This window comes from Nesterenkonia sp. NBAIMH1 (genome assembly GCF_007922635.1).
In the GTDB taxonomy this organism is placed as follows: Bacteria; Actinomycetota; Actinomycetes; order Actinomycetales; family Micrococcaceae; genus Nesterenkonia; species Nesterenkonia pannonica.
On record NZ_CP042335.1, the window covers coordinates 1353982 to 1379372 of the forward strand.

The following is a 25391-nucleotide window of genomic DNA, read 5'->3' on the forward strand; positions in this document are numbered from 1 at the left end:
GCGGTAGGCTAATGTTTCCACGCAGTCCTGAGTACCCCCGCTAGCCCAAGGAGAGTCCGTGGCCAAGCCTTTCGGCGTCGGCGATGTGGTCGGCGGCCGCTATCGCATCACGTATCACGTGGTGACCTCCGCGGATCAGGACATCGTCTTCCAGGCGCACGACGAAGCCCTCGGCCGCGAGGTCTCCGTCCTTCTGGCTTCGCGCTCGAATGCGAAGCAGGTCGCAACCTCGGCTCGCGAGCTGGCGGCCGGCGACCGCGCCTCTGAGGTGGAGGTCCTGGATCTTGGCCTCGCCGATGATCGGACGTATCTGATCTCCACATTGGTGGACCCCAATCAGCTTCTGGATCTGGTGGTTCCTGACGTCGCGCCCTTCGTGGAGCCGTACTTCACCGACTCGCTGGGCTCGGAGATCTTCGGCCAGTCCAGGGAGATGCAGCCGCAGACCTTCGCCGACGATGCCGAGTACTATGCCAGGCTCCATGAGACCCCGGATGCCCCTGCCCCCGGGTGGGCGCGCAGACGGCTTCGTATGGGAGAGCGGCGTCCGCCCCGTGAGGCAGGCGCTCGGAAGCGTCCGGCGTTCCTGGACAAGGCAGCCCCTGCTTCCACGCCCGAGGATGAGCCCTCGAAGGCGTTCCAGGCAGACCTGGGCCTGCTGTCCGATCTGGACGAGATCACTGTGTCCTCTGAGGCGGACGGAAGCGAGACCTTGGAGGCCTCACTGCGCCCCTCCGCCGTCGGTGACGCAGATGAGGCCTCAACGTCATGGGCAACATCGGACGACGGGCCTGTCGAAGAGCCGGCTAAGGAACCCGACGGCCCGAGCGATAAGCCGGCTGCAGCAGCAGATGATGCCGCTGATACCTCGGCCTCACCCCAGGCCACCCCTGAGGAAGACCTCATCGCAGAGGGCGAGGAAGTCATAGACAACCCGCCTGAGCAGCCTGACCACATGTACAGCGGCGCTGCTCCCGCCCCCGTCGCCCCACAGAGCGCGCAGGCACCGAGCAGCTTCGCCGATCTGCTCACATCTGACGCACCCAAGGCTCCGAAGAGCTTCCCGTCCGCCAGCAGCGACGGCTCCGCCGCAGGCACCTCCGCAGCCGAACCCGGCTCAGCAGAGGCAGCGCCGTCCGAGGACAGCTTCAGCATGGCCAGCCTCACGCCCCGCCAGTGGGTCTCGGCCGGCGGCCTCCTTCTTCTGGTGATCATCGCCGCTGTGATCATCTTCGCAGCGCTCCAAGGCTGACCCCCAAGGCCCGGCCAGGAGGGCCTCAGACTCAGCTGATGGAATAGGCTCCATGGACACAGCTGTTGATGCCATTGGCACCCTACAACCCCACGAAGGACACCCAGCGTGACTGATCAGACTCCGAACCAGGTGCACGACGTTGTGATCGTCGGCTCCGGACCCGCCGGCTACACGGCTGCCATCTACACCGCCCGAGCGAACCTCAGCCCTGTGGTCCTCGCGGGCTCGGTCACCGCGGGCGGGGAGCTGATGAACACCACTGAGGTCGAGAACTTCCCCGGATTCCCCGAGGGCATCATGGGACCTGACCTCATGATGAACATGGAAGCCCAAGCGCGACGCTTCGGCACCGACATCCGGCACGAGGACGCCACCGCTCTGGACCTGGGCGGCGAGATCAAGAAGATCACCACCGGCTCAGGGGAGATCCTCCACGCCCGTGCTGTCATTCTGGCAACGGGTTCGGCGTACCGTGAGCTGGGAGTGCCCGGTGAGAAGGAGCTCTCCGGCCACGGAGTCAGCTGGTGCGCCACGTGTGACGGCTTCTTCTTCAGGGAGCAGCACATTGCCGTGGCAGGAGGCGGCGACTCCGCTATGGAAGAAGCAATGTTCCTCACAAAGTTCGCCTCCAAGGTCACCGTCATTCACCGACGGGACTCCCTGCGCGCATCGCAGATTATGGCCGACCGCGCCCATGCCAATGACAAGATCGATTTTGTGTGGAACAACGAGATCACTCGAGTCGACGGTGATGGCAAAGTGAACCGCCTGGCCCTGCGCAACACCGTGACAGGCGAGGAGTCGTCCTTGGATGTGACGGGACTCTTCGTCGCCATCGGCCATGATCCTCGAACAGCACTGTTCGCTGATCAGCTTGAGCTCACTGCCGAGGGAACCGTCGCCGTGGACGCACGATCCTCCAAGACGTCGCTCCCCGGCGTCTTCGCAGCGGGGGATGTCCTGGACCCGCACTACCGTCAGGCGATCACCGCTGCAGGCTCAGGCTGCACGGCCGCCCTCGACGTCGAGCACTACCTGGCATCCCGTCTGCCCACCACTCCCCAACTGGCCGAAACCTCCTAGGAAAGGACACATTATGTCTGAACTGAAGAACGTGACCGATTCAAGCTTCGAAGCCGATGTTCTGCAGAACTCCAAGCCGGTTCTGGTGGACTTCTGGGCGGAGTGGTGCGGCCCCTGCCGGGCCCTCTCCCCGGTCCTCGAAGAGCTTGCCAACGAGAACGAGGACAAGATAGAGGTCGTGAAGGTCAACGTCGACGAGAACCCCGCCACCGCGGCGAAGTACGGCATCACGTCGATTCCTGCGGTCTACGGCTTCCGCGACGGCGAGCACGTGGTCTCCTCCATCGGAGCAAAGCCCAAGCCTGCCCTCGAGGATGAGTTCTCCGATCTTCTGAAGTAGACGTCGGGCATAGGAATGCCCCCTCTGGCTGATCTCATGGAGACGCCGGAGGGGGCATTTTTGTGTTTCACGTGAAACGCGCCAGTCTGCCCGGCGGTCCACCTTGCCTGCTGATCACCCAGCGTCCACGTGCAGCCCCAGCTGCTTCAGAATGCGTTCGAGATCCTCAACGCCTGCGAAGTCGATCGCTATGCGTCCCTTCTTCGCCCCCAAAGTGATCTTGACCTGGGTGTCGAGGGTGTCAATCAAGGCCTCGGCGTATTCGTCGAGCTGCTCATAACGAGAGCTGCTGGGCAGACGGTCCGTTTCACGTGAAACCGGAGCTTCTTGTGCGGGAGTCCGCTTCATGACCGACGCCTGTTCTTCGGCAGCGCGCACGGAGAGGCCCTCGGATACGATCCGGGATGCGAGCTCCTCCATACGATCCTCACTGTTCAAGGACAGCAGGGCGCGCGCATGACCCGAGGACAGCACGCCGGCGGCCACGCGTCGTTGGGCCGCGGCGGGCAGGCGCATCAGACGCAGAGTGTTGGAGATCTGTGGGCGTGACCTGCCAATACGGCGTGACAGCTCTTCCTGACTGATCCCGAAGTCGTCGAGCAGCTGCTGGTACGCGGCGGCTTCTTCCAAAGGGTTGAGTTCTGAGCGATGGATGTTCTCGAGCAGCGCGTCACGGAGCAGATCCTCGTCCGCGGTGTGTCGGACCACCGCTGGAATGGTCTCCTTGCCCGCCGCCTCGGATGCCCGCCAACGACGTTCGCCCATAATGAGCTCATAGCCGGCATTTTCTACAGGCCTCACGACAATGGGTTGAAGGACCCCAATCTCGCGTATCGAGTGAACGAGCTCCGCCATATCGTCTTCGTCGAACACCTGACGAGGCTGGCGAGGGTTGGGTCGGATGCTCGCGATCGGAACGGCGAGGAACTCGGCGGACTCGTACGGTTCCGTTTCACGTGGAACGGGAAGAGAACTGACAGTCTCCTGCTTCGCTGTCTGGGCGGAGGACATGGCAGGCATCTCCGCTCGCTTTCGCCCATTCGCGCGGCTGCTCGTCGTGCGGGCTCGCGATGCATCCCGCTGATGCGAGATCTTCTGGGTCTCCAGGTGACTCTTGGCCGAGAAGAAGACGTCGATGGGTCGTTCGGGCCGCTCATTGGCCGCTTCATCGGTTTCACGTGAAACGGGCTCCGGAGGTATCTCAGGTTCCAGCGGAGGGATCGCATGCGCCGTCGCGCCGGAGGGAGACTGTTCCTCCGCGTCGGAGTTGATCAGTGCGCCGAGGCCCCGGCCAAGTCCGCGTCGCTTTCGCTCTGCCATAGAAAAGATGCCCTCCCGAGCGTTCGAATGATGCCCTTCATTCTAGGGCGGGGAGAGCTTCAGCGGGGGCAGGGTTTCACGTGAAACGGGAAGCTACCCGGCAAAGGGAGCTGACGACGCCCGTTGGACTATCTCTGCAGCTGCTTCAAGATAGGCGAGCGCACCCGTGCTGTCGCGCGCGTAGGTGATGACGCTCTGCTGATAGCTGGGAGCTTCAGCGATCCTGACGCTGCGCGGAATCTTGCTCTCCAGCACTTCCCCACCGAAGTACTCCTTGACCTCATGAACAACCTGCGCCGCCAAGTTTGTCCGGGCGTCGTACATGGTCAGCAGGATCGTGGAGACTTCAAGCTTCGGGTTGAGATGCTTCTGTATGAGACTGATGTTGTTCAGCAGCTGGCTGAGTCCCTCAAGCGCGTAATACTCGCACTGGATCGGGATCAGAACTTCTCTGGCCGCGACGAAGGCGTTGACGGTGAGGAGACCAAGACTCGGCGGGCAATCGATGAATACGTAGTCCAGGCGGGGTTTGCCCTCGTTCTCCCTGTACTGGATGTACTCATCAAGCGACCGCTGGAGACGCTGCTCCCTAGCAACGAGAGAGACCAGTTCGATCTCCGCGCCCGCCAGGTGGATCGTTGCAGGAACCACTTCGAGGTTCTCTACGTCGGGAGAGGCTGAGACGACCTCAGCGATGGAGAGGTCATCGATCAGCACGTCATAGATGGAGTCGGTCTCAGCGCTGTGGGGGACTCCCAGCCCTGTTGATGCGTTGCCCTGGGGATCAATGTCGATGACGAGAACGTTGAATCCGTGATCGGCAAGGGCAGCTGCGAGGTTCACGGTCGTCGTGGTCTTGCCGACGCCGCCCTTCTGGTTGGAGACCGTGATGACGCGGGTGCTCTCCGGGGGCTGGAGAGACATCTCTGAAAGTTTGCGGCGACGGCGCTGCTCGTCGTGCAGCTGTGCGGCCAGCGGTGAGCCAGAGAGAGATTCAGTCATGACGACGAGTCTAGGTCAGCTGTCGGACGCGGGCACTCGACGGATCCTGACAACCGTCGTCGGCTCCTCCAGAAGATCCTCGCCCAGAAGCTCGACGGCCGGCGCGCGGAGTTTGAAGCGACGAATGGCCTTCGCTGCCGTCTCAATCTCTTCTGCCGCACTCCGGCCCTTGATCAGGAGGAGCTGACCGTCATCAGCCAGCAGTGGCGCTGTCAGGGGTACAAGCTTCTTAAGTGCTGACACGGCGCGTGCTGTCACCACGTCAGCCATGACCTCGTCCGTGACGTCCTCGGCGCGGCCTCGGATGATGTCGACGTTGTCGAGGCCCAGATCGGCCACCACCTCGGAGAGCCAGTCGACACGTCGCTCCATGGGCTCGATGAGTGACATGCGGACATCGGGCCGTGCGATCGCAAGAGCCAGTCCTGGAAGCCCTGCGCCGGAGCCCACGTCTGCCACGTCGCCGCCCTCCGGCAGTTCGGGCGCAAGCACAGCGCAGTTCAGCACATGGCGGGACCACATGCGCGGCACCTCACGAGGGCCCAGCAGACCGTGATCGATGCCTGTGGTGCACAGGTGGCGGACGAACCCCTCGGCAAGGGGCAGGCGTTCGCCGAACAGCTGCTCGGCCGCTCGACGCTCCTGCTCCGTGGGGTCCGGGACTGGGGCCTCCGTCATCAGGCGGAGACCACCACGTGCCGCTTGCGGCCCTCGCCCTCGGAGCCTGAGGTCAGGCCTGCCTCGGCGATGAAGTCGTGGACGATCTTGCGCTCGAAGGCGCTCATCGGCTCCATGGGCACCTCTTCGCCGGTGTCCTTGACCTTCTGGACGGCTTCCTGGGCCTTGGCCCGGAGCTCCTCGTTGCGTGCGTTGCGATGACCGTTGATGTCCAGCACGAGGCGGGTGCGGTGACCGGTCGCCGACAGCACGGCGAGGCGCGTCAGTTCCTGGAGCGCGTCGAGCGTCTCTCCGTCCGTGCCGACGAGGTCCTGCAGCTCTGCGCCGCCGTCCTCAGCCTGGATGGAGATGAACGTCCGTTCGCCGCGGATCTCGATCTCGATGTCACCGTCGAGGTCCACGATGTCCAGAAGCTCTTCGAGGTAATCGGCGGCGACGTCTCCCTCGTCCGGGGTCTCGTCGTCGCTGTCGTCCTCGCCGTCGGAGTCCTCCTCCGGAAGCTCTTCGACAGTGTCCTGGTTCTCGACGACGTGCGCCTCCTCAGGGGCCACAGTCTCATTGGCCTGGAGCACTGGGTTCTCGGCGGGGTTCTCAGAGGTTTCCGTCATCGCTGTCCCTTTTTCTTCTTCTTCTTTTTCTTGCGCTTGCGGGCTGGTTGGGCCTGGGGCCCTTTGTGCTCGCCGGTCGGCTTCTTCGCCTCTTCGGCGGCCTTGCGTGCTTCCTCACCGATCGGCGGCAGGCCCTTGGCAGCGCGCCGGAGGTTGAGCTCCTTCTCCGCCATGGAGCCGGGCGTGGGGTTGTTGCGGATGACCCACCACTGCTGACCCATGGTCCAGAGGTTGGTCGCGGTCCAGTAGATGATCAGTGCCAGCGGGAAGTTCACGCCGCCGAAGATCATGGCCAGCGGCAGCACGTACAGCATGATCTTCTGCATCTGCGCCATCTGGCCGGTCTGGGCCGCCTCGGACATGTTCTTCGCCATCAGCTGCTTCTGCGTGAAGAACTGGCTGGCCACCATGGCTGCCGTCAGGATGCTGGCGAGGAGCACGACGGAGGTCACGCTGCCCTGAGTCGACGGATCGCCTTGGACCGCGCCCCAGAGCACGTCGTTCATGCCGACGCCGAAGATGGTGGACTCGGAGAGGCTCTGCACTTCGCTGCCGGAGAGCGAGAAGTACCCCTCGTCGTAGTACTCCTCGTTCATCCGGTTCAGCATCCAGAAGAGGGAGAAGAAGATCGGCAGCTGCGCCAGAATGGGCAGGCAGGTCATGAACGGGTTCACGCTGTGCTTCTTGAACAGCGCCTGCTGCTCCTGAACCATCGCCTGCCGCGAGACGGGGTCCTTCTTGCCCTTGTACTTGGCCTGGAGCTTCTGCATCTCCGGCTGCATCGACTGCATGCCGCGCTGCGACTTGATCTGCCGCACGAACAGCGGGATCAGCAGGGTACGGATGAAGAGCACCAGCAGGATGATGGAGATCGTCCACGTCCATCCGGACTCGGAATCCATGCCGAGGATGCCCAGGAAGGAGTGGGCGATGCTGAGGATGAATGACACGGCCCAGCTGAAGGGCCACATTAGTGTGTCGAGGAAGGCCATATAACTCTCAAAGGGTTGGGCCGGACATCAGTGCTTGGGACGCCGTCCGGCTGAAAGCTCGCAAAAGATCAGCCTCCAGGGTATCGGAAGTTCCTGACCTCTAGGGGCTGCTCGGCTCATGGTCGATGGGCGGATGGTTCGTCTCTATGATCCGGGGGAGCTCCTCCGCCGGCCAAATCCGATGGGCGCACGGAACGTGGTCGACTCCGCCGCCGGTGAAGGGATTGCACCGGAGCACTCTCCACGCCGTCAGCGCGCCGCCCCTGATCAGCCCGTGCGTGGTCAGCGCCTCCAGGCCGTAGGCCGAGCAGCTGGGATAGAACGCACACACCTGCCCGTAGAGCGGGGAGATCACGCGGCGCCAGGCCATGACGAACAGCACCAGAGGATAGGAGGGCGCTCTCCTGAGCCAGCCCCAGTGCTGCGATCTGACCTCTTCGTCCGACGGTGCCGGACCGGGGAGGCCGGGCTGTTCGCCCTCCTCCACGTAGTAGTCACGATGACGGAGCCAGGATGTGCCCTCGGGAGTCTGCGTCATGACGCTCCGTATCCGGCGCGCTTGAGAGCCCGCTTGAGTCCGCTTCGCACCTCTTTGGTCACCGTCTCGTGGTCAGAGGCTGCGATGGGGGGCAGTGCCCTCACCACGATGTCGAGACGGTGCCCGTCCATGGTCCACGGAGGCACGATCTCGGCGCAGATGTGCCGGAGTCTGCGGGCGGTCCGATGGCGGACGACTGCGTTGCCCACCGCTTTGGACACGACGAGCCCGGCCCTCCATCGGACGGGGCGCAGGCTTTCCTCAGCGCTGAGGGGAGTCACGCGAACCACCACCACAGAGGTGCTCGTTCCGGCGCGCGCGCCGGAGCGCAGTATCGCCCTGAAGTCCTGGGCCTTCCGGATGCGGTGCTCGACAGGAAGCATATTCAGAACACGGACGGCCCGTCCCCCAAGCGGGGAACGGGCCGTTGACGTGTCGTGCAGAAGCTCAGGCGCTCAGCTCTTTGCGTCCGCTGCGACGGCGCGCCGAGATGATCGACCGGCCCGCGCGGGTCCGCATGCGGGACCGGAAGCCGTGCTTACGGCTGCGGCGGCGGTTGCTCGGCTGGAAAGTCCGCTTGGTCATTGGTCTTCTCCCAAATGAAATGTCTGTGAAGTCTTACGGGCTCTGCTCGGCGCTGCGGGAGCGCCACGTGAGGCGTCACGGCGCGCACATAACACAGAGCGACCTGTCAACACTACGGGCGACAGCCTGTCATCGTCAACTCCACAGATTGTCAACATTTTCCCCACAGGCTGTTCACAACCTGTGGAATACTGTCCGAGCACGAAGACTGGCCGCTTAGCACATGGCATGAGAATACTAATGGAGGACTCCACAGCGTGTCGGACACCTATCAGACCAGCGTCTCAGCCAAATGGCAGCAGGTCATTGCAGAACTGCGTGAGAACCATGGAATCAGCGGTCTGAAGCTCACCGACATCGCCCGGGCGGTCCCCCAGTCGGACCAGCTCATCGGCGACACCCTGCTGCTCGCCGTCCCGCATGAGCGGATCCGAGAGACGATGCAGTCCACACTCCAGGCTCAGATCTCCGCCGCACTTCGGACAGTCTTCGGCAAAGATGTGCTGTGCGCCTACGTGATCGATCCGGAGCTCGCCAAGCGGCAGCGCGCTGACTCTCCCGGCACCGACCCCTCGCTCACCCCGGCTGCTGAGTCCGTCGGCGAGCAGCCCTCCCCGCAGTATCCGCCGCATGCGCCCGAAGCCCCCGCTCCGAGTCCAGCCCGCGGACCCGCTCCGACCTCCCACGCCGAACCCTTCGAGGCTCCCAGGCCCTCTCCGGTTCCTGATCCTGATGCCACTGCGCAGGGAGAGACGTTCGAGGCCTCTCGGCTGAACCCGCGGTACACCTTCGACACGTTCGTCATCGGCTCGTCGAACCGGTTCGCACACGCAGCGGCCAACGCCGTCGCCGAAGCGCCCGCCAAGGCATACAATCCGCTGTTCATCTACGGGGACTCGGGACTGGGCAAGACGCACCTGCTGCACGCCATCGGCCACTACGCCCAGCGCCTCTACTCGGGAATCAGGGTCAGGTACGTCAACTCTGAGGAGTTCACGAACGACTTCATCAACTCCATCCGCGACGATGAGGGTGCCAGCTTCAAGACCCTCTACCGCAACGTGGACATCCTCCTCCTCGACGATATCCAGTTCCTCGCCGACAAGGAGCGCACGGTGGAGGAGTTCTTCCACACCTTCAACACGCTCTACAACAACAACAAGCAGGTCGTCATCACCTCGGACCTGCCCCCCAAGCAGCTGTCAGGGTTTGAGGAGCGGCTTCGCTCCCGGTTCGAATGGGGCCTGATCACTGACATTCAGCCTCCGGAGCTGGAGACGCGCATCGCGATCCTGCGCAAGAAGGCCAACGCCGAGAACTTCTCATGCCCGGACGATGTGCTGGAGTACATCGGTTCCAAGATCTCGACGAACATCCGCGAGCTCGAGGGTGCCCTCATCAGAGTGACGGCCTATGCCGCGCTCAATAGGCAGGATGTGAACCTGGACCTGGCTGAACAGGTGATGCAGGACCTCATCTCTGACGACCACGCTCACGAGATCACTGCCGAGCAGATCATCAACGCCACAGCGGAGTATTACCACTTCGCCGTCGAGGAGCTGATGTCGAAATCGCGCAATCGCACCCTCGTCACGGCTCGTCAGATCGCCATGTACCTGCTGCGCGAGCTCACGGAGATGTCGCTGCCGAAGATCGGCCAGGCCCTGGGCGGACGTGACCACACCACGGTGATCTATGCCGAGCGCAAGATCCGAGAGCTCATGGCCGAACGGCGAGCGGTCTTCAACCAGGTCACTGAGCTGACCAACAAGATCAAGCAGGGCAGATAGGCGCTGCAGGCGCAGCCGCATGGAGCCGACCTCTTCCAGAGGGTTCTCCACTGGACCCCCGGATGGGTCTGTGCACATGTCACACGTATGTAGTTCAGCCCAGACAGCGGTCTCCAGACGTTTTGACTTTCGCCTTATCCACAGTTTTTCCCACATTTCCACAAGCAGACGTGGAACTCGCTCACACGCCTCCCCACACCTGTGGATAAATGGGTGGAAAACCTGAGGACCATTCCCAAAATCCTGTGGATAAGGTGCACATCCCTGGGGATATCACCCATCAGGCCTAAAATCTCTCCCCAGCGCATCCACACGTCGCATGCTCCACATCCACCAGTCACTGCACAGGGAGATCCGCCCAGGCCGCGGCAAAGGAGCAGTTATCCACAGAATCCACACCTGTTACTACTACTGCTTCATAAAATCTCTCTATTGCATTTCGACAGCGCACGGTTGGACTGCGGCCAGGAACGCAAACAAGATGTAGTGCTCTGAGCACCTCGCCGGCGCTCATCTTGTGCCGACTCTGGTAGCGGGTAGCTGCTCCCTGCCGGTAGGCTCACTCAGCAGACGTGCTCATTCCCGTAAGGAGACCCTCCACAGTGCAGTTCACCGTTGACCGTGATGTCCTCTCGGAGGCTGTCTCCTGGGCTGCACGGTCTCTGTCTCCCCGGCCGCCTGCCCCGGTGCTGTCAGGACTCCTGATCCGAGCGGAGAACGGCCTCGTCACCATCTCGAGCTTCGACTACGAAGTCTCGGCGCAGCTCAGCATCGAAGCGAACATCGACTCCGATGGAACCGTGCTCGTCTCCGGACGGCTGCTCAACGACATCGTGAAGTCGTTCCCGAACGCACCCGTAAGCTTCTCCCTCGAAGATTCGAAGGTCAGGGTCACCTGCCGCTCCTCGAACTTCACTCTGGCCACGATGCCGGTGGACGAATACCCAGAGCTTCCCAGCCAGCCGCAGACTGCAGGCACCGTCGACGGCAGCGTCTTCGCCCGTGCGGTCTCGCAGGTCATCACAGCCGCATCGCGGGATGACACGCTGCCCATCCTCACGGCCGTCAAGCTGGAGATCGAGGGCGACACCATTACGTTCCTCGCGACTGACCGGTATCGCCTGGCGATGCGTGAGATCCGCTGGACGCCCTCGCAGCCGGACGTCTCGACGTCTGTGCTCATCAAGGCAAAGACCCTCAATGACGTCGCGAAGTCCCTCGCGGGCGGCGGCGATCTTCAGATCTCGCTCTCCGAGGATGATGCTCTCGTGGGGTTCTCCTCCGGGAGCAGGCGCACCACCAGCGTCCTGGTCGACGGCGACTATCCCAAGATCCGCCAGCTCTTCCCCGAGGACACTCCGATCCATGCGGTGGTGAACACCGCCGAGCTCATCGAAGCGTCTCGCCGCGTGTCCTTGGTCTCGGAGCGCAACGGACATGTGCGTCTGCACTTCACTGAGGACAACCAGGTGGTTCTCGACGCCGGCGTCGACGACAATGCCTCAGCGTCAGAGAGCATCGACGCCCAGCTCACCGGTGAGTCGATCACCGTGGGATTCAACCCTGCGTATCTCAACGAGGGGCTGAACGTCATCAGCACCGAGTACCTGCGGTTCTCCTTCGTCTCGGCGCCTAAGCCGGCCATGATCACTGGGCAGGAGGCTCCGGACAGTGAGAACTCGACAGAATTCCGGTACCTGCTGATGCCGGTGCGTCTGCTCAACCAGTAGGCGGGAGGCCCAGAGTGCGCGTGTCGCAGCTCATCCTCCAGAACTACCGCAGCTATGAGGACGCGGAGCTGGCCCTGGAGCCTGGGCCCAATGTCCTTCTCGGGTACAACGGCGTAGGGAAGACCAACATCGCCGAAGCGATGGGCTATCTGGCCACTCTGTCGTCGCACAGAGTTCCCCATGACGGCCCTCTGATCCGGCACGGTCATGAGCAGGCCATCATCAGAGCTGCCGCCCACCGGGGCAGCCGCGAGGCGTTCCTGGAGCTGGAGATCAACCAGGGTCGGTCCAACCGCGCCCGGATCAACAGGGGCAGCCCGGTTCGGTCATCCGAGATTCTGGGGATCCTGCGGACGGTGCTCTTCGCCCCGGAGGACCTGGAGCTCATCAAGGGCTCGCCGGAAGTGCGCCGGCGGCTGCTGGACTCCCTGGCCGTGCAGCTGCGCCCCTGGCTCGCCGGCGTGCGGCAGGACTACGAAAAGGCGCTGAAGCAGCGCAATGCGCTCATGAAGTCCATCCGGCATGAAGGCTTCACCGCCACCCATGATTCCACCCTGGCCGTGTGGGACGCTCAGCTGTCGACTGCCGGGGCCCGCCTGCTGAGAGCACGGCTGGACATGCTGGCCGCCCTCCGGCCGCACACCGCCATGGCCTATCAGGAGCTGTCGCAGAGTGTGCGCTCGGCGTCCATGGAGTACACCAGCTCTTTGGAGCGCGAGCCCGCCGAGCTCGCTGAGGCCGGTGAGCAGGACTTGGCCCAGTGGATGCAGGAGGCCCTGCTCAGCGCCCGCAGCGCGGAGCGGGACCGCGGGGTCACTCTGGTGGGCCCCCATCGTGATGACCTCCACTTCACCCTGGACACCACACCGGTGAAGGGATACGCCTCCCATGGGGAAACATGGTCCTATGCTTTGGCGCTGCGGCTGGGGTCCTACCGGGTCATGCTCGAGGACGACCCGAGCGAGGGCGCGGAACCCATCCTGATCCTCGACGATGTCTTTGCGGAGCTCGACGCACGACGCCGGCGTCGGCTGGCCGACCTCGCTGCGGGTGAAGGCTCCTCTGCCGCTCCCGGCCAGCTCATCGTCACTGCCGCAGTGGACGACGACGTGCCTGAGGAGCTGCTGGCGAATGCGTATCGGGTGGAGTCGGAGCAGCAGATCAGCCGGGTCAGCCGCTATGGGTGAGCAGAGCAGTCCCCAGCCGGGCCAGGACGGGGATGAGGCCAGCATCGACGCCGCAGCCCAGATGTATCGGCGCTTCCGCAGATCCGCCGAGCAGCGCGGAGACAGGCGTGCGGGCGGCGTTCCGCGCTCACCGGCGAAGAGCTCCGGAGCCGCATCGTCCGGGGCTGGCAAAGGTCTCGCGGGGGATCCGCGCAGCACCTCCCGTTCGGCGCCGTCACGGCAGAGGGTGGGCAGTCTCCGGGACCCGAAGCCGCTGGGCGAGGCGGTCAAAGGCCTGATCCGCAGCCGGGGCTGGAGCGCCCCGGTCGCCGTCGGAGGGGTCATCAGCCGCTGGGAGGCCCTTGTCGGAGAGGCGATCGCCGAGCACTGCCAGCCTGAGAGCTTCGAGGACGGCGTGGTGAAGGTGGTCTGCGACTCCACGGCGTGGGCGACGAACCTCAAGCTCATGCAGCCCCAGCTGCTGCAGGTGTTCACCCGAGAGCTCGGTCCCGGCATCGTGACGAGCCTGGAGATCCGCGGGCCCTCGGGGCCGAGCTGGAGGAGGGGCAGGCTGTCCGTCCGAGGAGGGCGCGGCCCGCGCGACACCTACGGGTGATCGAAAGCTCTCATTTCGCATATGCCGTCCTGGGACCGTCTGCTGTGAGCAGTTCCCCGTAAGAGGATCCCTGAGATTCTCTGGCATACCTTCTGCGGCCGCTCAGCGGCATCTGCTGGCATGTTCTTCCCCTCAGAATGGGGAAAACTTGGATCCGGGCAGTAGAATGAAGCCAATAGACCGCCCGCTACGAGGAGACGATCCACCCGCATGACAGCGGATTCCACGACACCGCAAGATCAAGGCAATTATGGAGCATCGGACATCACCGTCCTGGAGGGCCTTGAGGCGGTCCGGAAGCGGCCGGGCATGTACATCGGCTCCACCGGCGAGCGGGGACTCCACCACCTGGTCTACGAAGTGGTGGACAACTCTGTCGATGAGGCGCTGGCGGGGTACTGCGATCACATCAGTGTGACCCTGCAGGACGACGGCGGCGTGCGTGTGGAGGACAACGGCCGCGGGATCCCCGTGGACATGCACCCCACTGAGGGCAGGCCCACCGTCGAAGTCGTGATGACGGTGCTCCACGCGGGCGGAAAGTTCGGAGGAGGCGGATACGCCGTCTCGGGCGGCCTGCACGGCGTGGGCATTTCCGTGGTGAACGCGCTCTCGTCCCACGTGGAGACCCGCGTCGCCCGTCAGGGCAGCCGCTGGGCGATCACGTTCGGGCAGGGCGGTCAGGTCATGAAGGAGCTGACGAACGAAGGCCCCACTGAGGACCGGGGCACCACCCAGGTCTTCTACCCGGACGCTGAGATCTTCGACTCCACGGTGTTCAGCTTCGAGACTCTCCGTGCACGCTTCCAGCAGATGGCGTTCCTCAACAAGGGTCTGCGCATCAGTCTCCGCGATGAGCGTCGGATCGAAGAGAACATCGTGGTCGAGGACGAGGTGGTGGAGAGGGAGACCCACGCCCAGTCCGAATCCGGTGAGGAGGCTGCCGCCGCAGAGCCGGGCGAGCAGCAGGAGGCCGTTCAGGAGGGCAAGGGCGCCGGACGAGTCGTCGTCTACCAGTACGACCACGGACTGCTCGACTACGTGAACCATCTCAACAAGGCCAAGCGGGCTGAGATGGTGCACGACGATGTCATTGCCTTCGAGTCGGAGAACGACGAGCGCGGCATCACCGCCGAGGTGGCGATGCAGTGGACGCTCACCTACTCGGAATCGGTCCACACCTACGCCAACACGATCAACACCCACGAGGGCGGCACCCACGAAGAGGGCTTCCGCGCCGCGATGACCTCCCTGATCAACCGGTACGGCCGGGAGAAGAACCTGATCAAGGAGAAGGATGAGAACCTGACCGGCGAAGACATCCGGGAAGGGCTCACCGCCGTCATCTCCGTGAAGCTCGCCGAACCCCAGTTCGAGGGCCAGACGAAGACGAAGCTGGGCAACTCCGAGGCGCGCGGCTTCGTTCAGCGTGTGGTCACGGATTACCTGGGCGACTGGCTGGAGCGCAACCCCGCCGCCGGCAAGTCGATCATCGCCAAAGCTCAGTCCGCGGCCACCGCGCGCATGGCAGCGCGCAAGGCTCGCGAGAATGCCCGTCGCAAGTCTCCGCTGGAGACGTTCGGCATGCCGGGGAAGCTGGCGGACTGCTCCTCCAAGGATCCCTCCGAGTCGGAGATCTACCTCGTCGAGGGCGACTCCGCCGGCGGCTCCGCCAAGCGGGGCCGCAACCCCCGCACCCAGGCGATCCTTCCGCTGCGCGGCAAGATCCTCAACGTGGAGCGGGCTCGCCTGGACAAGGCGCTGGGCAACCAGGAGATCCAGTCGATGATCACCGCCTTCGGAACGGGCATCGGCGAGGAGTTCGCCGCCGCCAAGCTGAGGTACCACAAGATCGTGCTGATGGCCGATGCGGATGTGGACGGGCAGCACATCACCACCCTGATGCTCACTCTGCTGTTCCGCTATATGCGCCCGCTCATCGAGCACGGGCACGTGTTTCTGGCCCAGCCGCCCCTGTACAAGATCAAGTGGTCCAACGGTGACCCCGACTATGTCTTCACCGACGCTGAGCGCGACCGTGCGCTGGACGCCGGCCGGTCAGCCGGACGCAAGCTGCCCAAGGAGCTGGGCATCCAGCGGTACAAGGGGCTCGGGGAGATGGACTACTCGGAGCTGTGGGAGACGACGATGGACCCCGACAACCGCACGCTGCTGCAGGTCTCCATGGAGGACGCCGCGGCCGCGGACGAGATCTTCTCCGTGCTGATGGGCGAGGACGTGGAGTCCCGCCGAGGGTTCATCCAGCAGAACGCCAAGGATGTCCGGTTCCTGGACATCTGATCACTGGCCTCCTGAGACTGCGCTGAAGAAAGAGCACACAGACATATGACTGACACCCCAGAGAACCCCCAGAACGAAGCAGGGCAGCAGCGCGAAACCGCGGCGCCCCTGGAGGGCACCATCGTCGAGACGGACCGCATCGAGCAGGTGGATCTCCAGACGGAGATGAAGCGGTCCTACCTGGACTACGCCATGGCCGTCATCGTCGGCCGTGCCCTGCCGGACGTGCGGGACGGGCTGAAGCCTGTGCATCGCCGCGTCCTGTACGCGATGTACGACGGGGGCTTCCGCCCGGACCGCTCCTTCAACAAGTGCGCCCGCGTGGTCGGCGACGTGATGGGCTCCTACCACCCGCACGGCGACATGGCGATCTACGATGCGCTCGTCCGGCTCATTCAGGACTGGGTGATGCGCTACCCGCTGGCGGCCGGTCAGGGGAACTTCGGCTCGCCGGGCAACGATGGGGCAGCGGCGCCTCGATACACCGAGACCAAGATGGCGCAGCTGGCCATGGAGATGGTCCGGGACATCCACGAAGACACCGTGGACTTCCAGGACAACTACGACGGCAAGCAGCAGGAGCCGGTGGTCCTGACCAGCCGGATCCCCAACCTGCTGGCCAACGGCTCCTCCGGCATCGCGGTCGGCATGGCCACCAACATTCCGCCGCACAACCTGCGCGAGCTCGCCGACGGTGTGCACTGGTACCTGCAGAACCCGCAGGCCAGCCGCGAGGAGCTGCTGGAGGCGCTGCTGGAGCGCATCAAGGGGCCTGACTTCCCCACGGGCGCGCAGATTCTCGGCATCCGAGGGATCGAGGACGCCTACCGGACCGGCCGCGGCTCCATCACGATGCGGGCAGTTGTCAGCGTCGAGGAGCTTCAGGGCCGCACGTGCCTGGTGGTCACTGAGCTTCCGTACCACGTCAATCCTGACAAGCTCGCGGAGAAGATCGCTGACCTGGTGCGCGACGGCAAGGTCGGCGGGATCGCGGAGATCCGCGACGAGTCCTCCGGCCGCACCGGACAGCGGCTGGTTGTGGTGCTCAAGCGCGACGCGGTCGCAAAGGTGGTGCTGAACAACCTCTACAAGCACACCAGCCTGCAGGAGAACTTCTCCGCGAACATGCTGGCCCTCGTGGACGGTGTGCCGCGGACGCTGAGCCTGGACGCGTTCATCCACCACTGGGTGATGCACCAGATCGAGGTCATCGTCCGTCGCACGAAGTTCCGCCTGGGCAAGGCTGAGCGGGAGGCGCACATCAAGGTGGGCCTGCTCAAGGCGCTGGACGAGATCGACCGGGTCATCGAGACCATCCGGGCCTCGGCCAACGTCGAGGAGGCCCGAGAGGGGCTGAAGCAGCTCCTCGACATCGACGACGAGCAGGCGACGGCCATCGTCGACATGCAGCTCCGCCGCCTGGTCGGCCTGGAGCGCCAGCGCCTGCAGGACGAGTACGACGAGCTGATGCGTCTCATCGCTGAATACAAGGAGATCCTCGCGAGCGAGGACCGGCAGCGTCAGGTCATCGGCGAGGAGCTCGAAGCCATCGTCGACAAGTTCGGCGACGAGCGGCGCACCCACATTCTGCGCGGGTACGACGGCGACATGTCCATGGAGGACCTCATCCCCGAAGAGGACGTGGTGGTCTCCGTCACCCGGGACGGGTACGTCAAGAGGACCCGGATCGACAACTATCGCGCACAGCACCGCGGCGGTGTGGGGGTGCGCGGAGCGCAGCTGCGGGCGGACGACGTGGTCGAGCACTTCTTCGTCACCACCACGCACAACTGGATCCTGTTCTTCACGAACCTGGGACGGGTCTACCGGACCAAGTGCTACGAGCTGGTGGAGGCCGGGCGTGACTCCAAGGGCCAGCACGTGGCCAACATCGTCGCCTTCCAGCCTGACGAGCACATTGCCGGTGTGCTGACGCTGAAGAACTATGACGACGCGGACTACCTGGTGCTCGCCACGAAGGGCGGCCTGGTCAAGAAGACCAAGCTGACCGACTACGACACTCCCCGCCAGGCGGGAGTCATCGCCATCAACCTTCGCGAGGACGATGAGCTGGTCTCGGCCAAGCTCGTCGCCGCTGAGGACGATCTGATGCTTGTCTCCCGCAAGGGTCAGTCCCTGCGATTCACCGCGTCGGACGAGGCCCTTCGGCCCATGGGCCGCGCCACCTCCGGTGTGACGGGCATGAAGTTCCGCGAGGACGACGAGCTGCTGACCGCCGATGTGGTCACTGCCGGCTCCTTCGTCCTGACGGTCACCGAGGGCGGGTTCGCCAAGCGCACGGACGTGAACGACTATCGAGTGCAGGGCCGCGGCGGACTGGGCATCAAGGTGGGCAAGTTCGCTGAGGAGCGCGGCAACCTGGTCGGCGCCATGGTGGTCGAGGAGGACGACGAGGTGCTTGTGGTCATGGCCTCCGGCAACGTGGTCCGATCACCCGCCAGCGGCGTGCCGGCACGAGGCCGAGACACTATGGGTGTGATCTTCGCCAAGCCCAGGAAGAAGGACCGGATCCTGAAGGTGGCCAAGGCCGCAGGTGCCGCGCTTGAGGCGGCCGGTGAGGCTGCTGAGGACGAAGCCGCTGAGGACGGCGGCGAAGAATCTCAGGGACAGGCTGAAGCTGCTGGGCAGGAGCGTTAGGACTATGCAGTACCGTGGTCTCTCGATCATGACCTATGGGACTCAAGATGGAGGTCTCCCGTGAGCGAAACCCCGGACGGCACCGGCGGCAACAACCCGTCGACGAGCCGGTTCCCCGCCCCGCGCCCGCGGGCATCCTCCGTCCAGGAGACCAGCGCGACGAAGCCGGCGCCGCGGCCCCAGTCCGCTGGAGCCCGTCCGCAGGCCGCACCGCGGCCCCAGTCTGGTGCGGCCCCGCGCCCTCAGGGCGGTGCACGACCCCAGCCGCGCCCTGGACAGCGTCCGCAGCCGCAGCTGGTTCGGCCTACGCCTAAGGCGAAGGTGCGCAAGGCTCGCCTGCTGGTGTCACGGGTGGACCCGTGGTCAGTGCTGAAGATGAGCTTCCTGCTGTCGGTGGCCATGGGCATCATGATGGTGGTCTGTGCTGTGACCATCTGGACGGCTATGGATGTCACGGGCATCTTCGACCGGGTCAATGAGCTCGGCGAGCAGGTTCTGGGCGCTGAGGCGGGAGGCCTCGGGTTCCAGATCGAGGAGATTGTGAGTGTGGGACAGGTGGCGTCGTTCGCGACGATCATCTCGGTGGTGAACGTGGTGCTGCTGACGCTGCTGTCCATGCTGGCCGCAGTGCTGTACAACTTCAGCGCCTCCCTGGTCGGCGGTGTCGGCGTCACACTGACGGACGACTGAGCCCACGCCTGGATTGGCGGCCGCAGAATTTGTGGGCGCGGACCGAGCTGGTGTAACGTGTAGTGGTCGCCCAGAGGGCGAATGAGGAAAAGGGGCGTATAGCTCAGGCGGTTAGAGCGCATCGCTGATAACGATGAGGTCCGAGGTTCAAGTCCTCGTACGCCCACTTGAAGAAACTGATTGTGGCAGCTGCGGCTGCAGCCGGCGCGCTCGCTTACCGCGAGTGGCGCAAGAATGAGAAGAACCGCAGTATCTGGGCTGACGCTACTGATACGGTGGATAAGCAAAACTGAATACCCGGTGCTCATGCCAGCACCAGTACGGGGCCTTAGCTCAGTTGGTAGAGCGCCTGCTTTGCAAGCAGGATGTCAGGAGTTCGAGTCTCCTAGGCTCCACAGATAGAAGCACTCGATCAGAGCCCCTCTCTTTAGTTGGAGAGGGGCTCTTTCGTGTCTGGTCTGAGCCACCCCATGGTGCGACGCCAGTGATCCTTGTCGCCGGAGCACGCGAATCATCGGTCGGATGGCCTGTGTCGCATCCCCATATAGATCCCGCCCTTCTGCAATTCGTTCAGCATCTGCGTGATTCGCTTCTCTCGCGTCTCGGGGCGCTTTGCCCCCACCAACCCATGCGAGGTAGTCGTTGCGCTGGTAAGCCGGACGATCGTCATATGCATCGCGCAGCCGGCGTTCGGTGAGGACTGCCGATATATCGTCTGGCATCTGCTGGACCGGTCTTCTCATTGTCATAGCGTCTCCGGTACAAGAGCCAACGCTTCGATCTCCACCAGAACGCCGGGCCGCGCGAAGGAGTGAACGGTGAGGACCGTGACCGCGGCCGGATTTGCACCCCAGATGTCGAACGCTGAGGCGTAGCCGGCCCCAGCGTCAGCCCCAGCGGCAAGGTAGACACCGAGTCGGGCGACGTGGCTCGCGTCTGTGCCCGCCTCGGCGAGCACCGCTAGAACGTTCCGGAGAGCCTGCTTCGTCTGTTCCCCCAAGTCCGAGGAGACGAGTTGCCCCTCTTTATCGGTGCCGTTCTGTCCTCCGACGAGGAGCAGCGAACCGTCTGTCACCAGCACACCCTGAGAGAAGGCAGGGTTGGTGTGCAGAGATGCGGGGTTGATGTGGGTGAGCGTCATGAGCTGATCTCCTGTCGAGGTGGGTGTTCAGAATCAGTCCTTACACGGGAGGTGTCTCCACGTGCGCGCAGTGCCCGTATCTTGTGGCGGTTGCCACATCGTTGCATGGAGCACCACGCGCGATTCCCCGAACGTGAAGTGTCCAGGTACATCACTGCACAGTCGCCAGCACGGCAAACGCGCACCCGTTCAGACTTGCGGAGAGCACTGACGGCAGCCCGCGCAATCGTGGCGAGCAGCCGATCGGAAGTAACTGGCGGCTCTTTGCAGAGCTGAGGCGGCACATCTGGGCGTGCCGCCCACTCATTGATCAAAGACACAGCCTCTTCGGGAACTCGATGGTTCTGGGAGACCGCGAACACCGACTCAGCTATCGCATGCCGAAGCTCACGTGCTCGCCCATAGTTCGATGCACTTACCGGGACGTCGGCCTCAAATCTCTCGCGCCACCACGTCGCGAGATCCTCCGGCTCGTGCCAGTGCTCCCAATCTGCAGGGCCTGGGAAGCCGCCCGTGTACGCAAAATCGAAAGCAACAGAGCCCGAGTCAAACCACCAGCGCTGCCCGTCGTGCGCAATGAACCACTGCCCACTCGATGGATCGAGGATCATGTAACTACCTTAACCGGTTACACCCGTTGGTAGCCTTTAAGAGGTTGAGCAGTCGCAGAGTGATGCCCATTTGTCATCTCCACAACGAGGACGCGCCAACGCTGCATGTTGATCGAACATGCCAGCGACAGCAGCGAGCATGTAGTAACTCACTTGGTCGGCAGTATCCCTCTCGACGCGGAGGAATGCGTCGCACAAGCGATTAATTTGAGCCGTGCGCCCCAGGTACGCCACAGCATTCTTCTAACCTCCTCTGACTAATGGAATGCGCGATCCGGAGATGCTTTGCAAGCAGGATGTCAGGAGTTCGAGTCTCCCAGGCTCCACAGATAGAAGCACCCGATCAGAGCCCCCCTCTCTTTAGTTGGAGAGGGGCTCTTTCGCGTATGGGCGCGATCGCGTCAACAAGCACAGGGCTAGTGTCGTTCTCGCATACTCCGCTCACGCTGCTCCGGCACTTACTCCCCGGGCCAGAGGTCACACGTGCCCTCGGCAAGAGTCGATTCCTCACCGCATGCGCTGACATGCGCTATCGCGACAGCGGAGACGTTCGGCCAAAGACTCCGGTGGAACTATGGAGTTCGGAGGCAGCAGAGGGCCTTTTGACCCTTTCGCAGACGCCTTGAAGCGCGTTGACTAGTGACCCCGACCAGGCGAGCTGGTTTCGCAAAGTCCACTGACTCCCAGGGATACGAGGTCACGATGAAAACCCTCGCGCTGATAAGGCTTGCTTGGCGTATTACCGTTGGCGTCACACTCTTCAACGCAGTCACGGCTGTTGCGGGGGGTGTTGCGATCGTCCTCACCGGGGGGCTCGGGATGCCAGCGTCGATGCTCTCCAATAGTTCCTTCGACTCCTTTCTCTGGCCTGGCATCATTCTGGTCGTGATTGTCGGCGGCACCCAGCTGGTGGCTGCAGTGCTCACCATCGCGCGCCAGAGCTCGGCTCCGCTTTGGGTCGCTGTAGCCGGGTGCTCTATGGTCATCTGGATCTTCGTCGAAACCGTCCTCATTGAGGGGTTCTCATGGCTGCAGGGACTCTACTTCGCGACAGGTCTCCTCCAGCTGATCCTGGTGATAGGCATACTGACCGCAGCCGCAAGGGGGAATACTGCCGTCTTCCTCATGGCGCAGCCCTGAGCCACTGGCCAAGAATGAGAGCGCGGCACGGGGCATCTTTGGGTGGGCAGCTGCGACCCTGTCGGGAGGCTCCATACCGGCGCCCGAGGCCGATGAACTATGTGATCCGCACCATCAAGCAGTGGGGACTGCTGCTGAGGGAGGGACGCCTGACGCAATCTGCCTGCCGATGCCGATGAGCCGGCCCGTCACCTCTTGGACTGCTGATCGCGCATACCGATCAGGGCGGCTCAGAGCCACGATGGCCCGTTCAGAGCGAATCCCGGTGAGGGGCCGCAGAACCATCCCGCGATGCGGGCGGGTGGTGAACCGTGGAAGCAGAGCAATCCCCTGCCCCGCGACCACCAGTGATTGGACCAAACGGTTGTCCCGCAGTCTGACAGTTCGCCTGATGCTGCGCCCGGTCACCTGCTCAACAGCAACCGGGATCGAATCGAAGGGGTATCGTGCTGGGACCCCGATCCACGCGAAGCGGCTGACGTCATCAGGGCTCAGACTGTTCAGGGCCGCCAAAGGGTGCTTCTCAGGCACAGCAATATCCAGCGGCTCTCGCATCAGCAGAGTGCTGACCAGACCTGAGGCACCTGCTGGCGCGTCCCCCGTCACACTGTGGCCGATCACGATGTCAGCATCCAGAGCCTGTGCGGCGAAATCTTCCTCAGCGAGATCGAAATCATCGAGCTCCAGCTGAATCTCGGTGTCGGCCAACTCGGCGAACAGGGGCGGAATCAGGCTCTCGCCCGCACTGGGCAGCGTGCCGATCCTGACCGTTCCGCGCGGAGCGCCGGAGGATTCATCCAACCGTGCCTGCAGCTCAGCGATCCGCTGAAGAATATCCTCAGCGCCCTCAGCCAGCAGTTGGCCGGCTGCCGTGAGGCGGATCCCTCTGGAATCCGGCTCCACCAGCTTGGCTCCCATGTCGCGCTCAGCAGTGCGCAGCTGCTGCGACAGCGCCGAGGGCGTGCGGTGAGTAGCAGCGGCTACCGCTGCCAGACTTCCTCGCCGGGAGATGTCCCTCAGCAGCTCAAGATGGCGAACCTCCATGTAGGAAGACTACAGAGACACTTAACGAACAATCAGTAGACCTACTGAGTCACCTCCGCAATGATACTGAGGTGCCGCTTCGCCATATCCTGCTCGCTCTGACTGTGGTCACCATGTGGGGCCTGAACTTCATCGCCATTCATTTCTCCCTGGAGCACTTCCCGCCCCTGTTCCTGGCAGGGCTGCGCTTTGGGCTCCTGGCCCTCCCCGCTCTGCTGTTCGTCCCCTGGCCAGGGGTCAGAGTCAGGTACCTCCTGGGCTACGGACTCGGATTCGGGACCCTGCAGTTCTTCGGCCTCTATCTGGGAATGGCGGCCGGATTCCCCGCTGGTCTGGCCTCACTGGTGCTGCAGGCCTCAGCGCCCTTCACCGTGCTGATGGGAGCGCTGCTCCTGCGGGAGAGCATCACTGGACGCCGGGCCCTGGGCATCGCAGTCGCAGTCAGCGGGCTGCTCATCGTCGGCCTCTCTCGGGGAAGCATCGACGGCTGGGCCCCATTCCTGCTGGTGGTCCTCGGCGCCTTCGGGTGGGCATTGGGGAACCTGGCGTCCCGCCAGGCACAGACAGACCGCCCCCTCGCCCTGGTGATGTGGATGACCGTGGTGCCGCCGCTGCCCCTCTTCACCGTCTCCCTGCTGGTCGAGGGGCCGGAGCAGATAGCGGGCGCTGTCGCTGCGTCGTGGAGCATGCAGGCATTGCCCGGGTGGGGCGGATTGGTCTACACCATGCTCTTCGGCACCATTCTCGGCTCCGGCATCTGGGTATGGCTCATGCGGCGGCACCCAGCCGGAGTGGTCGCGCCCTTCTCCATGCTGGTTCCGGTCGTCGGCATACTTGCCGCTTGGGCCGCGCTCGGCCAAGTCCCCACCTGGTGGGAACTGTTCGGCGGCATTCTGGTGCTCGGCGGTGTTCTATGGTCCTCGATGCGATGGCCAGCAGGCCGCTCTCACAGGGGAGCCTCCCGGTGGAGACCTCTGCAGCGAGCCGAGCCCTGACTCCTGAACGCGACAGTTGGATGGGACTGTGACCTCAGTCGGTCACCGTCCTGGTGTCCCGGGATGTGGGTCGCATGCGGAGCAGCACCGCCGTTGCGATCAGCACTGCAGCCGAGGCGAGGCCGGCGCTCCAAACCACCACGGGCGACTCCAGGGAGCCGCCTGTACGACCAACAGCGATCCACCCCAATCCCCAGGCGATCGCCAACGACGGCGCGATGCGTCCTCGAGCCCACGTGGCCAAAGCAATGCCTATGCCTGCTGCGACGAAGGCGACAGCCCCAGCGGCCCACTCCCAGCCCGGAAACTGGCCAACCCCCCACGTTGCAACCCACGCGGCAATGTTCGCCACGGTGGCGACGCACACCCACCCCAGGTACAGGCCGAACGTTCCGTCGGTCACGAGAAGATCGAGCCAGCTGCCGGAGCGCGTCCTCACCAGCAGAACAAGAATCCGCACCAGGACAGCAAGAAGCAGGATGATCACCACCACGCTGGCCGTGACGCTTCCCAGCTGCACTGCCCAGATCCACGCCGCGTTGAGCAGAGCCGAGGCCGCAGCCCACGGCCGCAGCGAGACGTGCCGGGCGGTGCGCCGCGGGGACGGCAGCAGCTGATAGATCGCGTACGCCACGAGCCCGGTGTAGATGACGCTCCAGATGCTGAACGCCGGGCCTGCGGGGGCCAGCGGAGTGGCATCGGCAGACAGCGCGCCTCCTGCGGCCTCGTCGATCGGAGTGCCCCCCAGCGCCCCGCTGCCGAAGAATGCGGCGATCGTGGCAACCACCACGGCGAGGGCCGTCAGGCTTGCCGCCAGCACCCCGTTCGAGCTCGTCCTCATACTTCTCCTGTGATCGTCGGCCGGTCGAAAGATCGTACTAAGGGCTCCTCTTCGGGGGCTGGGCGCCGAACATGCGTGTGGGCTCCCGGACCGGTCGTCAGTCCAGGAGCCCACACGCACGCAGAGGCGCCGGTCAGATGATGCTGCGGCCCTCTTGGCGGGCTTGGCGCCAGTCCTTGACGAATCCGCGCACGAGTACGGCGAAGACGCCGAGAACTACTACTGGCCACATGAGGACATAGATGGTCATCAGCAGGGTCTCCATGA

The 25391-nt window shown here is 63.9% G+C and carries 26 protein-coding genes and 2 tRNA genes; 15 read left to right on the forward strand and 13 right to left on the reverse strand.

All coding sequences use genetic code 11. The annotated features are described in order from the left end of the window. The first annotated feature begins 58 nt into the window (after nucleotides 1-58). The 3 genes from FS388_RS06365 to trxA all read left to right on the forward strand — a co-directional run bounded on the left by FS388_RS06365 (nucleotide 59) and on the right by trxA (nucleotide 2678). Nucleotides 59-1252 (forward strand): hypothetical protein, encoded by a 1194-nt coding sequence (locus FS388_RS06365; protein ID WP_146340658.1) that lies wholly within the window; start codon nucleotides 59-61, stop codon nucleotides 1250-1252. A 108-nt stretch (nucleotides 1253-1360) separates the two neighbouring features. Continuing rightward, complete coding sequence (gene trxB / locus FS388_RS06370) at nucleotides 1361-2338, forward strand: thioredoxin-disulfide reductase (RefSeq protein WP_146340659.1); 978 nt, start codon at nucleotides 1361-1363, stop codon at nucleotides 2336-2338. A gap of 13 nt (nucleotides 2339-2351) precedes the next feature. After that, the gene (trxA, locus tag FS388_RS06375) at nucleotides 2352-2678 is read left to right on the forward strand and encodes a thioredoxin (protein WP_146340660.1); all 327 of its coding nucleotides are present in this window, start codon (nucleotides 2352-2354) and stop codon (nucleotides 2676-2678) included. A 114-nt stretch (nucleotides 2679-2792) separates the two neighbouring features. Here trxA and FS388_RS06380 read toward each other — a convergent pair whose 3' ends face one another. The 8 genes from FS388_RS06380 to rpmH form a co-directional block, all read right to left on the reverse strand. Then, complete coding sequence (locus FS388_RS06380; protein ID WP_146340661.1) at nucleotides 2793-3998, reverse strand: ParB/RepB/Spo0J family partition protein; 1206 nt, start codon at nucleotides 3996-3998, stop codon at nucleotides 2793-2795. A 93-nt stretch (nucleotides 3999-4091) separates the two neighbouring features. Next, nucleotides 4092-5000, reverse strand: coding sequence for a ParA family protein (locus FS388_RS06385; RefSeq protein WP_146340662.1), 909 nt, complete (start codon nucleotides 4998-5000; stop codon nucleotides 4092-4094). A 15-nt stretch (nucleotides 5001-5015) separates the two neighbouring features. Continuing rightward, a complete protein-coding gene (gene rsmG / locus FS388_RS06390; RefSeq protein WP_146340663.1) occupies nucleotides 5016-5678 on the reverse strand; it encodes a 16S rRNA (guanine(527)-N(7))-methyltransferase RsmG in 663 nt (220 codons plus the stop codon). Further along, nucleotides 5678-6286 (reverse strand): R3H domain-containing nucleic acid-binding protein, encoded by a 609-nt coding sequence (locus tag FS388_RS06395; protein ID WP_146340664.1) that lies wholly within the window; start codon nucleotides 6284-6286, stop codon nucleotides 5678-5680. Before FS388_RS06395 ends, rsmG begins: the two co-directional genes overlap by 1 nt. Further along, a complete protein-coding gene (gene yidC / locus FS388_RS06400) occupies nucleotides 6283-7278 on the reverse strand; it encodes a membrane protein insertase YidC (protein ID WP_146340665.1) in 996 nt (331 codons plus the stop codon). Before yidC ends, FS388_RS06395 begins: the two co-directional genes overlap by 4 nt. Before the next feature lie 100 nt (nucleotides 7279-7378). Beyond that, nucleotides 7379-7816 (reverse strand): membrane protein insertion efficiency factor YidD, encoded by a 438-nt coding sequence (gene yidD, locus FS388_RS06405; protein WP_210410158.1) that lies wholly within the window; start codon nucleotides 7814-7816, stop codon nucleotides 7379-7381. Further along, entirely contained in the window at nucleotides 7813-8199 is a 387-nt protein-coding gene (gene rnpA, locus FS388_RS06410) for a ribonuclease P protein component (RefSeq protein ID WP_146340666.1), read from the reverse strand. The genes yidD and rnpA overlap by 4 nt, the downstream gene beginning before the upstream one ends. A gap of 64 nt (nucleotides 8200-8263) precedes the next feature. Next, nucleotides 8264-8401, reverse strand: coding sequence for a 50S ribosomal protein L34 (rpmH, locus tag FS388_RS06415; protein WP_146340667.1), 138 nt, complete (start codon nucleotides 8399-8401; stop codon nucleotides 8264-8266). Between the two features lie 257 nt (nucleotides 8402-8658). On the opposite strand from rpmH, the gene dnaA reads away from it, so the two are divergent. From dnaA to FS388_RS06460, 10 genes are all read left to right on the forward strand, one after another. After that, nucleotides 8659-10191 (forward strand): chromosomal replication initiator protein DnaA, encoded by a 1533-nt coding sequence (gene dnaA, locus FS388_RS06420; RefSeq protein WP_146340668.1) that lies wholly within the window; start codon nucleotides 8659-8661, stop codon nucleotides 10189-10191. 602 nt (nucleotides 10192-10793) lie between these two features. Further along, nucleotides 10794-11921, forward strand: a complete 1128-nt coding sequence (dnaN, locus tag FS388_RS06425) for a DNA polymerase III subunit beta (protein ID WP_146340669.1) — start codon at nucleotides 10794-10796, stop codon at nucleotides 11919-11921. Nucleotides 11922-11935: 14 nt separating this feature from the next. Then, complete coding sequence (recF, locus tag FS388_RS06430; RefSeq protein ID WP_146340670.1) at nucleotides 11936-13108, forward strand: DNA replication/repair protein RecF; 1173 nt, start codon at nucleotides 11936-11938, stop codon at nucleotides 13106-13108. Continuing rightward, complete coding sequence (locus FS388_RS06435; protein ID WP_146340671.1) at nucleotides 13101-13703, forward strand: DUF721 domain-containing protein; 603 nt, start codon at nucleotides 13101-13103, stop codon at nucleotides 13701-13703. Before recF ends, FS388_RS06435 begins: the two co-directional genes overlap by 8 nt. Before the next feature lie 210 nt (nucleotides 13704-13913). After that, complete coding sequence (gene gyrB / locus FS388_RS06440) at nucleotides 13914-16004, forward strand: DNA topoisomerase (ATP-hydrolyzing) subunit B (RefSeq protein ID WP_146340672.1); 2091 nt, start codon at nucleotides 13914-13916, stop codon at nucleotides 16002-16004. A 45-nt stretch (nucleotides 16005-16049) separates the two neighbouring features. Continuing rightward, complete coding sequence (gene gyrA / locus FS388_RS06445; RefSeq protein WP_146340673.1) at nucleotides 16050-18662, forward strand: DNA gyrase subunit A; 2613 nt, start codon at nucleotides 16050-16052, stop codon at nucleotides 18660-18662. 60 nt (nucleotides 18663-18722) lie between these two features. Beyond that, entirely contained in the window at nucleotides 18723-19352 is a 630-nt protein-coding gene (locus FS388_RS06450; RefSeq protein WP_146340674.1) for a DUF3566 domain-containing protein, read from the forward strand. Between the two features lie 92 nt (nucleotides 19353-19444). After that, nucleotides 19445-19518 (forward strand) — tRNA-Ile (locus FS388_RS06455). Nucleotides 19519-19534: 16 nt separating this feature from the next. Further along, complete coding sequence (locus FS388_RS13130; RefSeq protein WP_246836133.1) at nucleotides 19535-19645, forward strand: DLW-39 family protein; 111 nt, start codon at nucleotides 19535-19537, stop codon at nucleotides 19643-19645. Nucleotides 19646-19674: 29 nt separating this feature from the next. Beyond that, nucleotides 19675-19747, forward strand: a tRNA-Ala gene (locus tag FS388_RS06460). Nucleotides 19748-20097: 350 nt separating this feature from the next. On the opposite strand, the gene FS388_RS06470 is transcribed toward FS388_RS06460, so the two are convergent. Then, nucleotides 20098-20493: a RidA family protein gene (locus tag FS388_RS06470; RefSeq protein ID WP_146340675.1), complete on the reverse strand. Its 396-nt coding sequence runs from the start codon at nucleotides 20491-20493 to the stop codon at nucleotides 20098-20100. Continuing rightward, nucleotides 20490-21104 carry a CGNR zinc finger domain-containing protein gene (locus FS388_RS13440; protein ID WP_146340676.1) on the reverse strand — a complete coding sequence of 205 codons (615 nt, stop codon included), beginning with the start codon at nucleotides 21102-21104 and terminating at the stop codon, nucleotides 20490-20492. The genes FS388_RS06470 and FS388_RS13440 overlap by 4 nt, the downstream gene beginning before the upstream one ends. A gap of 702 nt (nucleotides 21105-21806) precedes the next feature. Here FS388_RS13440 and FS388_RS06480 point away from each other — a divergent pair. After that, nucleotides 21807-22244 carry a hypothetical protein gene (locus FS388_RS06480; RefSeq protein WP_146340677.1) on the forward strand — a complete coding sequence of 146 codons (438 nt, stop codon included), beginning with the start codon at nucleotides 21807-21809 and terminating at the stop codon, nucleotides 22242-22244. A gap of 114 nt (nucleotides 22245-22358) precedes the next feature. Here FS388_RS06480 and FS388_RS06485 read toward each other — a convergent pair whose 3' ends face one another. Next, nucleotides 22359-23288 carry a LysR family transcriptional regulator gene (locus tag FS388_RS06485; RefSeq protein WP_146340678.1) on the reverse strand — a complete coding sequence of 310 codons (930 nt, stop codon included), beginning with the start codon at nucleotides 23286-23288 and terminating at the stop codon, nucleotides 22359-22361. 71 nt (nucleotides 23289-23359) lie between these two features. On the opposite strand from FS388_RS06485, the gene FS388_RS06490 reads away from it, so the two are divergent. Further along, a complete protein-coding gene (locus FS388_RS06490) occupies nucleotides 23360-24283 on the forward strand; it encodes an EamA family transporter (protein WP_146340679.1) in 924 nt (307 codons plus the stop codon). A 34-nt stretch (nucleotides 24284-24317) separates the two neighbouring features. Here FS388_RS06490 and FS388_RS06495 read toward each other — a convergent pair whose 3' ends face one another. Continuing rightward, nucleotides 24318-25124 carry a tryptophan-rich sensory protein gene (locus FS388_RS06495; protein WP_146340680.1) on the reverse strand — a complete coding sequence of 269 codons (807 nt, stop codon included), beginning with the start codon at nucleotides 25122-25124 and terminating at the stop codon, nucleotides 24318-24320. A 133-nt stretch (nucleotides 25125-25257) separates the two neighbouring features. Beyond that, entirely contained in the window at nucleotides 25258-25389 is a 132-nt protein-coding gene (locus tag FS388_RS13135) for a putative transporter small subunit (protein ID WP_210410160.1), read from the reverse strand. Nucleotides 25390-25391: the final 2 nt, after the last annotated feature.

Excerpts from the sequence above, each read along its gene's own strand:
- trxA (WP_146340660.1), top strand. The coding sequence starts at position 2,352 with ATGTCTGAACTGAAGAACGTGACCGATTCAAGCTTCGAAGCCGATGTT.
- FS388_RS06380 (WP_146340661.1), bottom strand. The coding sequence starts at position 3,998 with ATGGCAGAGCGAAAGCGACGCGGACTTGGCCGGGGCCTCGGCGCACTG.
- FS388_RS06385 (WP_146340662.1), bottom strand. The coding sequence starts at position 5,000 with ATGACTGAATCTCTCTCTGGCTCACCGCTGGCCGCACAGCTGCACGAC.
- rsmG (WP_146340663.1), bottom strand. The coding sequence starts at position 5,678 with ATGACGGAGGCCCCAGTCCCGGACCCCACGGAGCAGGAGCGTCGAGCG.
- FS388_RS06395 (WP_146340664.1), bottom strand. The coding sequence starts at position 6,286 with ATGACGGAAACCTCTGAGAACCCCGCCGAGAACCCAGTGCTCCAGGCC.
- yidC (WP_146340665.1), bottom strand. The coding sequence starts at position 7,278 with ATGGCCTTCCTCGACACACTAATGTGGCCCTTCAGCTGGGCCGTGTCA.
- yidD (WP_210410158.1), bottom strand. The coding sequence starts at position 7,816 with ATGACGCAGACTCCCGAGGGCACATCCTGGCTCCGTCATCGTGACTAC.
- rnpA (WP_146340666.1), bottom strand. The coding sequence starts at position 8,199 with ATGCTTCCTGTCGAGCACCGCATCCGGAAGGCCCAGGACTTCAGGGCG.
- rpmH (WP_146340667.1), bottom strand. The coding sequence starts at position 8,401 with ATGACCAAGCGGACTTTCCAGCCGAGCAACCGCCGCCGCAGCCGTAAG.
- FS388_RS06435 (WP_146340671.1), top strand. The coding sequence starts at position 13,101 with ATGGGTGAGCAGAGCAGTCCCCAGCCGGGCCAGGACGGGGATGAGGCC.
- gyrB (WP_146340672.1), top strand. The coding sequence starts at position 13,914 with ATGACAGCGGATTCCACGACACCGCAAGATCAAGGCAATTATGGAGCA.
- gyrA (WP_146340673.1), top strand. The coding sequence starts at position 16,050 with ATGACTGACACCCCAGAGAACCCCCAGAACGAAGCAGGGCAGCAGCGC.
- FS388_RS06470 (WP_146340675.1), bottom strand. The coding sequence starts at position 20,493 with ATGACGCTCACCCACATCAACCCCGCATCTCTGCACACCAACCCTGCC.
- FS388_RS13440 (WP_146340676.1), bottom strand. The coding sequence starts at position 21,104 with ATGATCCTCGATCCATCGAGTGGGCAGTGGTTCATTGCGCACGACGGG.
- FS388_RS06480 (WP_146340677.1), top strand. The coding sequence starts at position 21,807 with ATGAAAACCCTCGCGCTGATAAGGCTTGCTTGGCGTATTACCGTTGGC.
- FS388_RS06485 (WP_146340678.1), bottom strand. The coding sequence starts at position 23,288 with ATGGAGGTTCGCCATCTTGAGCTGCTGAGGGACATCTCCCGGCGAGGA.
- FS388_RS06495 (WP_146340680.1), bottom strand. The coding sequence starts at position 25,124 with ATGAGGACGAGCTCGAACGGGGTGCTGGCGGCAAGCCTGACGGCCCTC.
- FS388_RS13135 (WP_210410160.1), bottom strand. The coding sequence starts at position 25,389 with ATGGAGACCCTGCTGATGACCATCTATGTCCTCATGTGGCCAGTAGTA.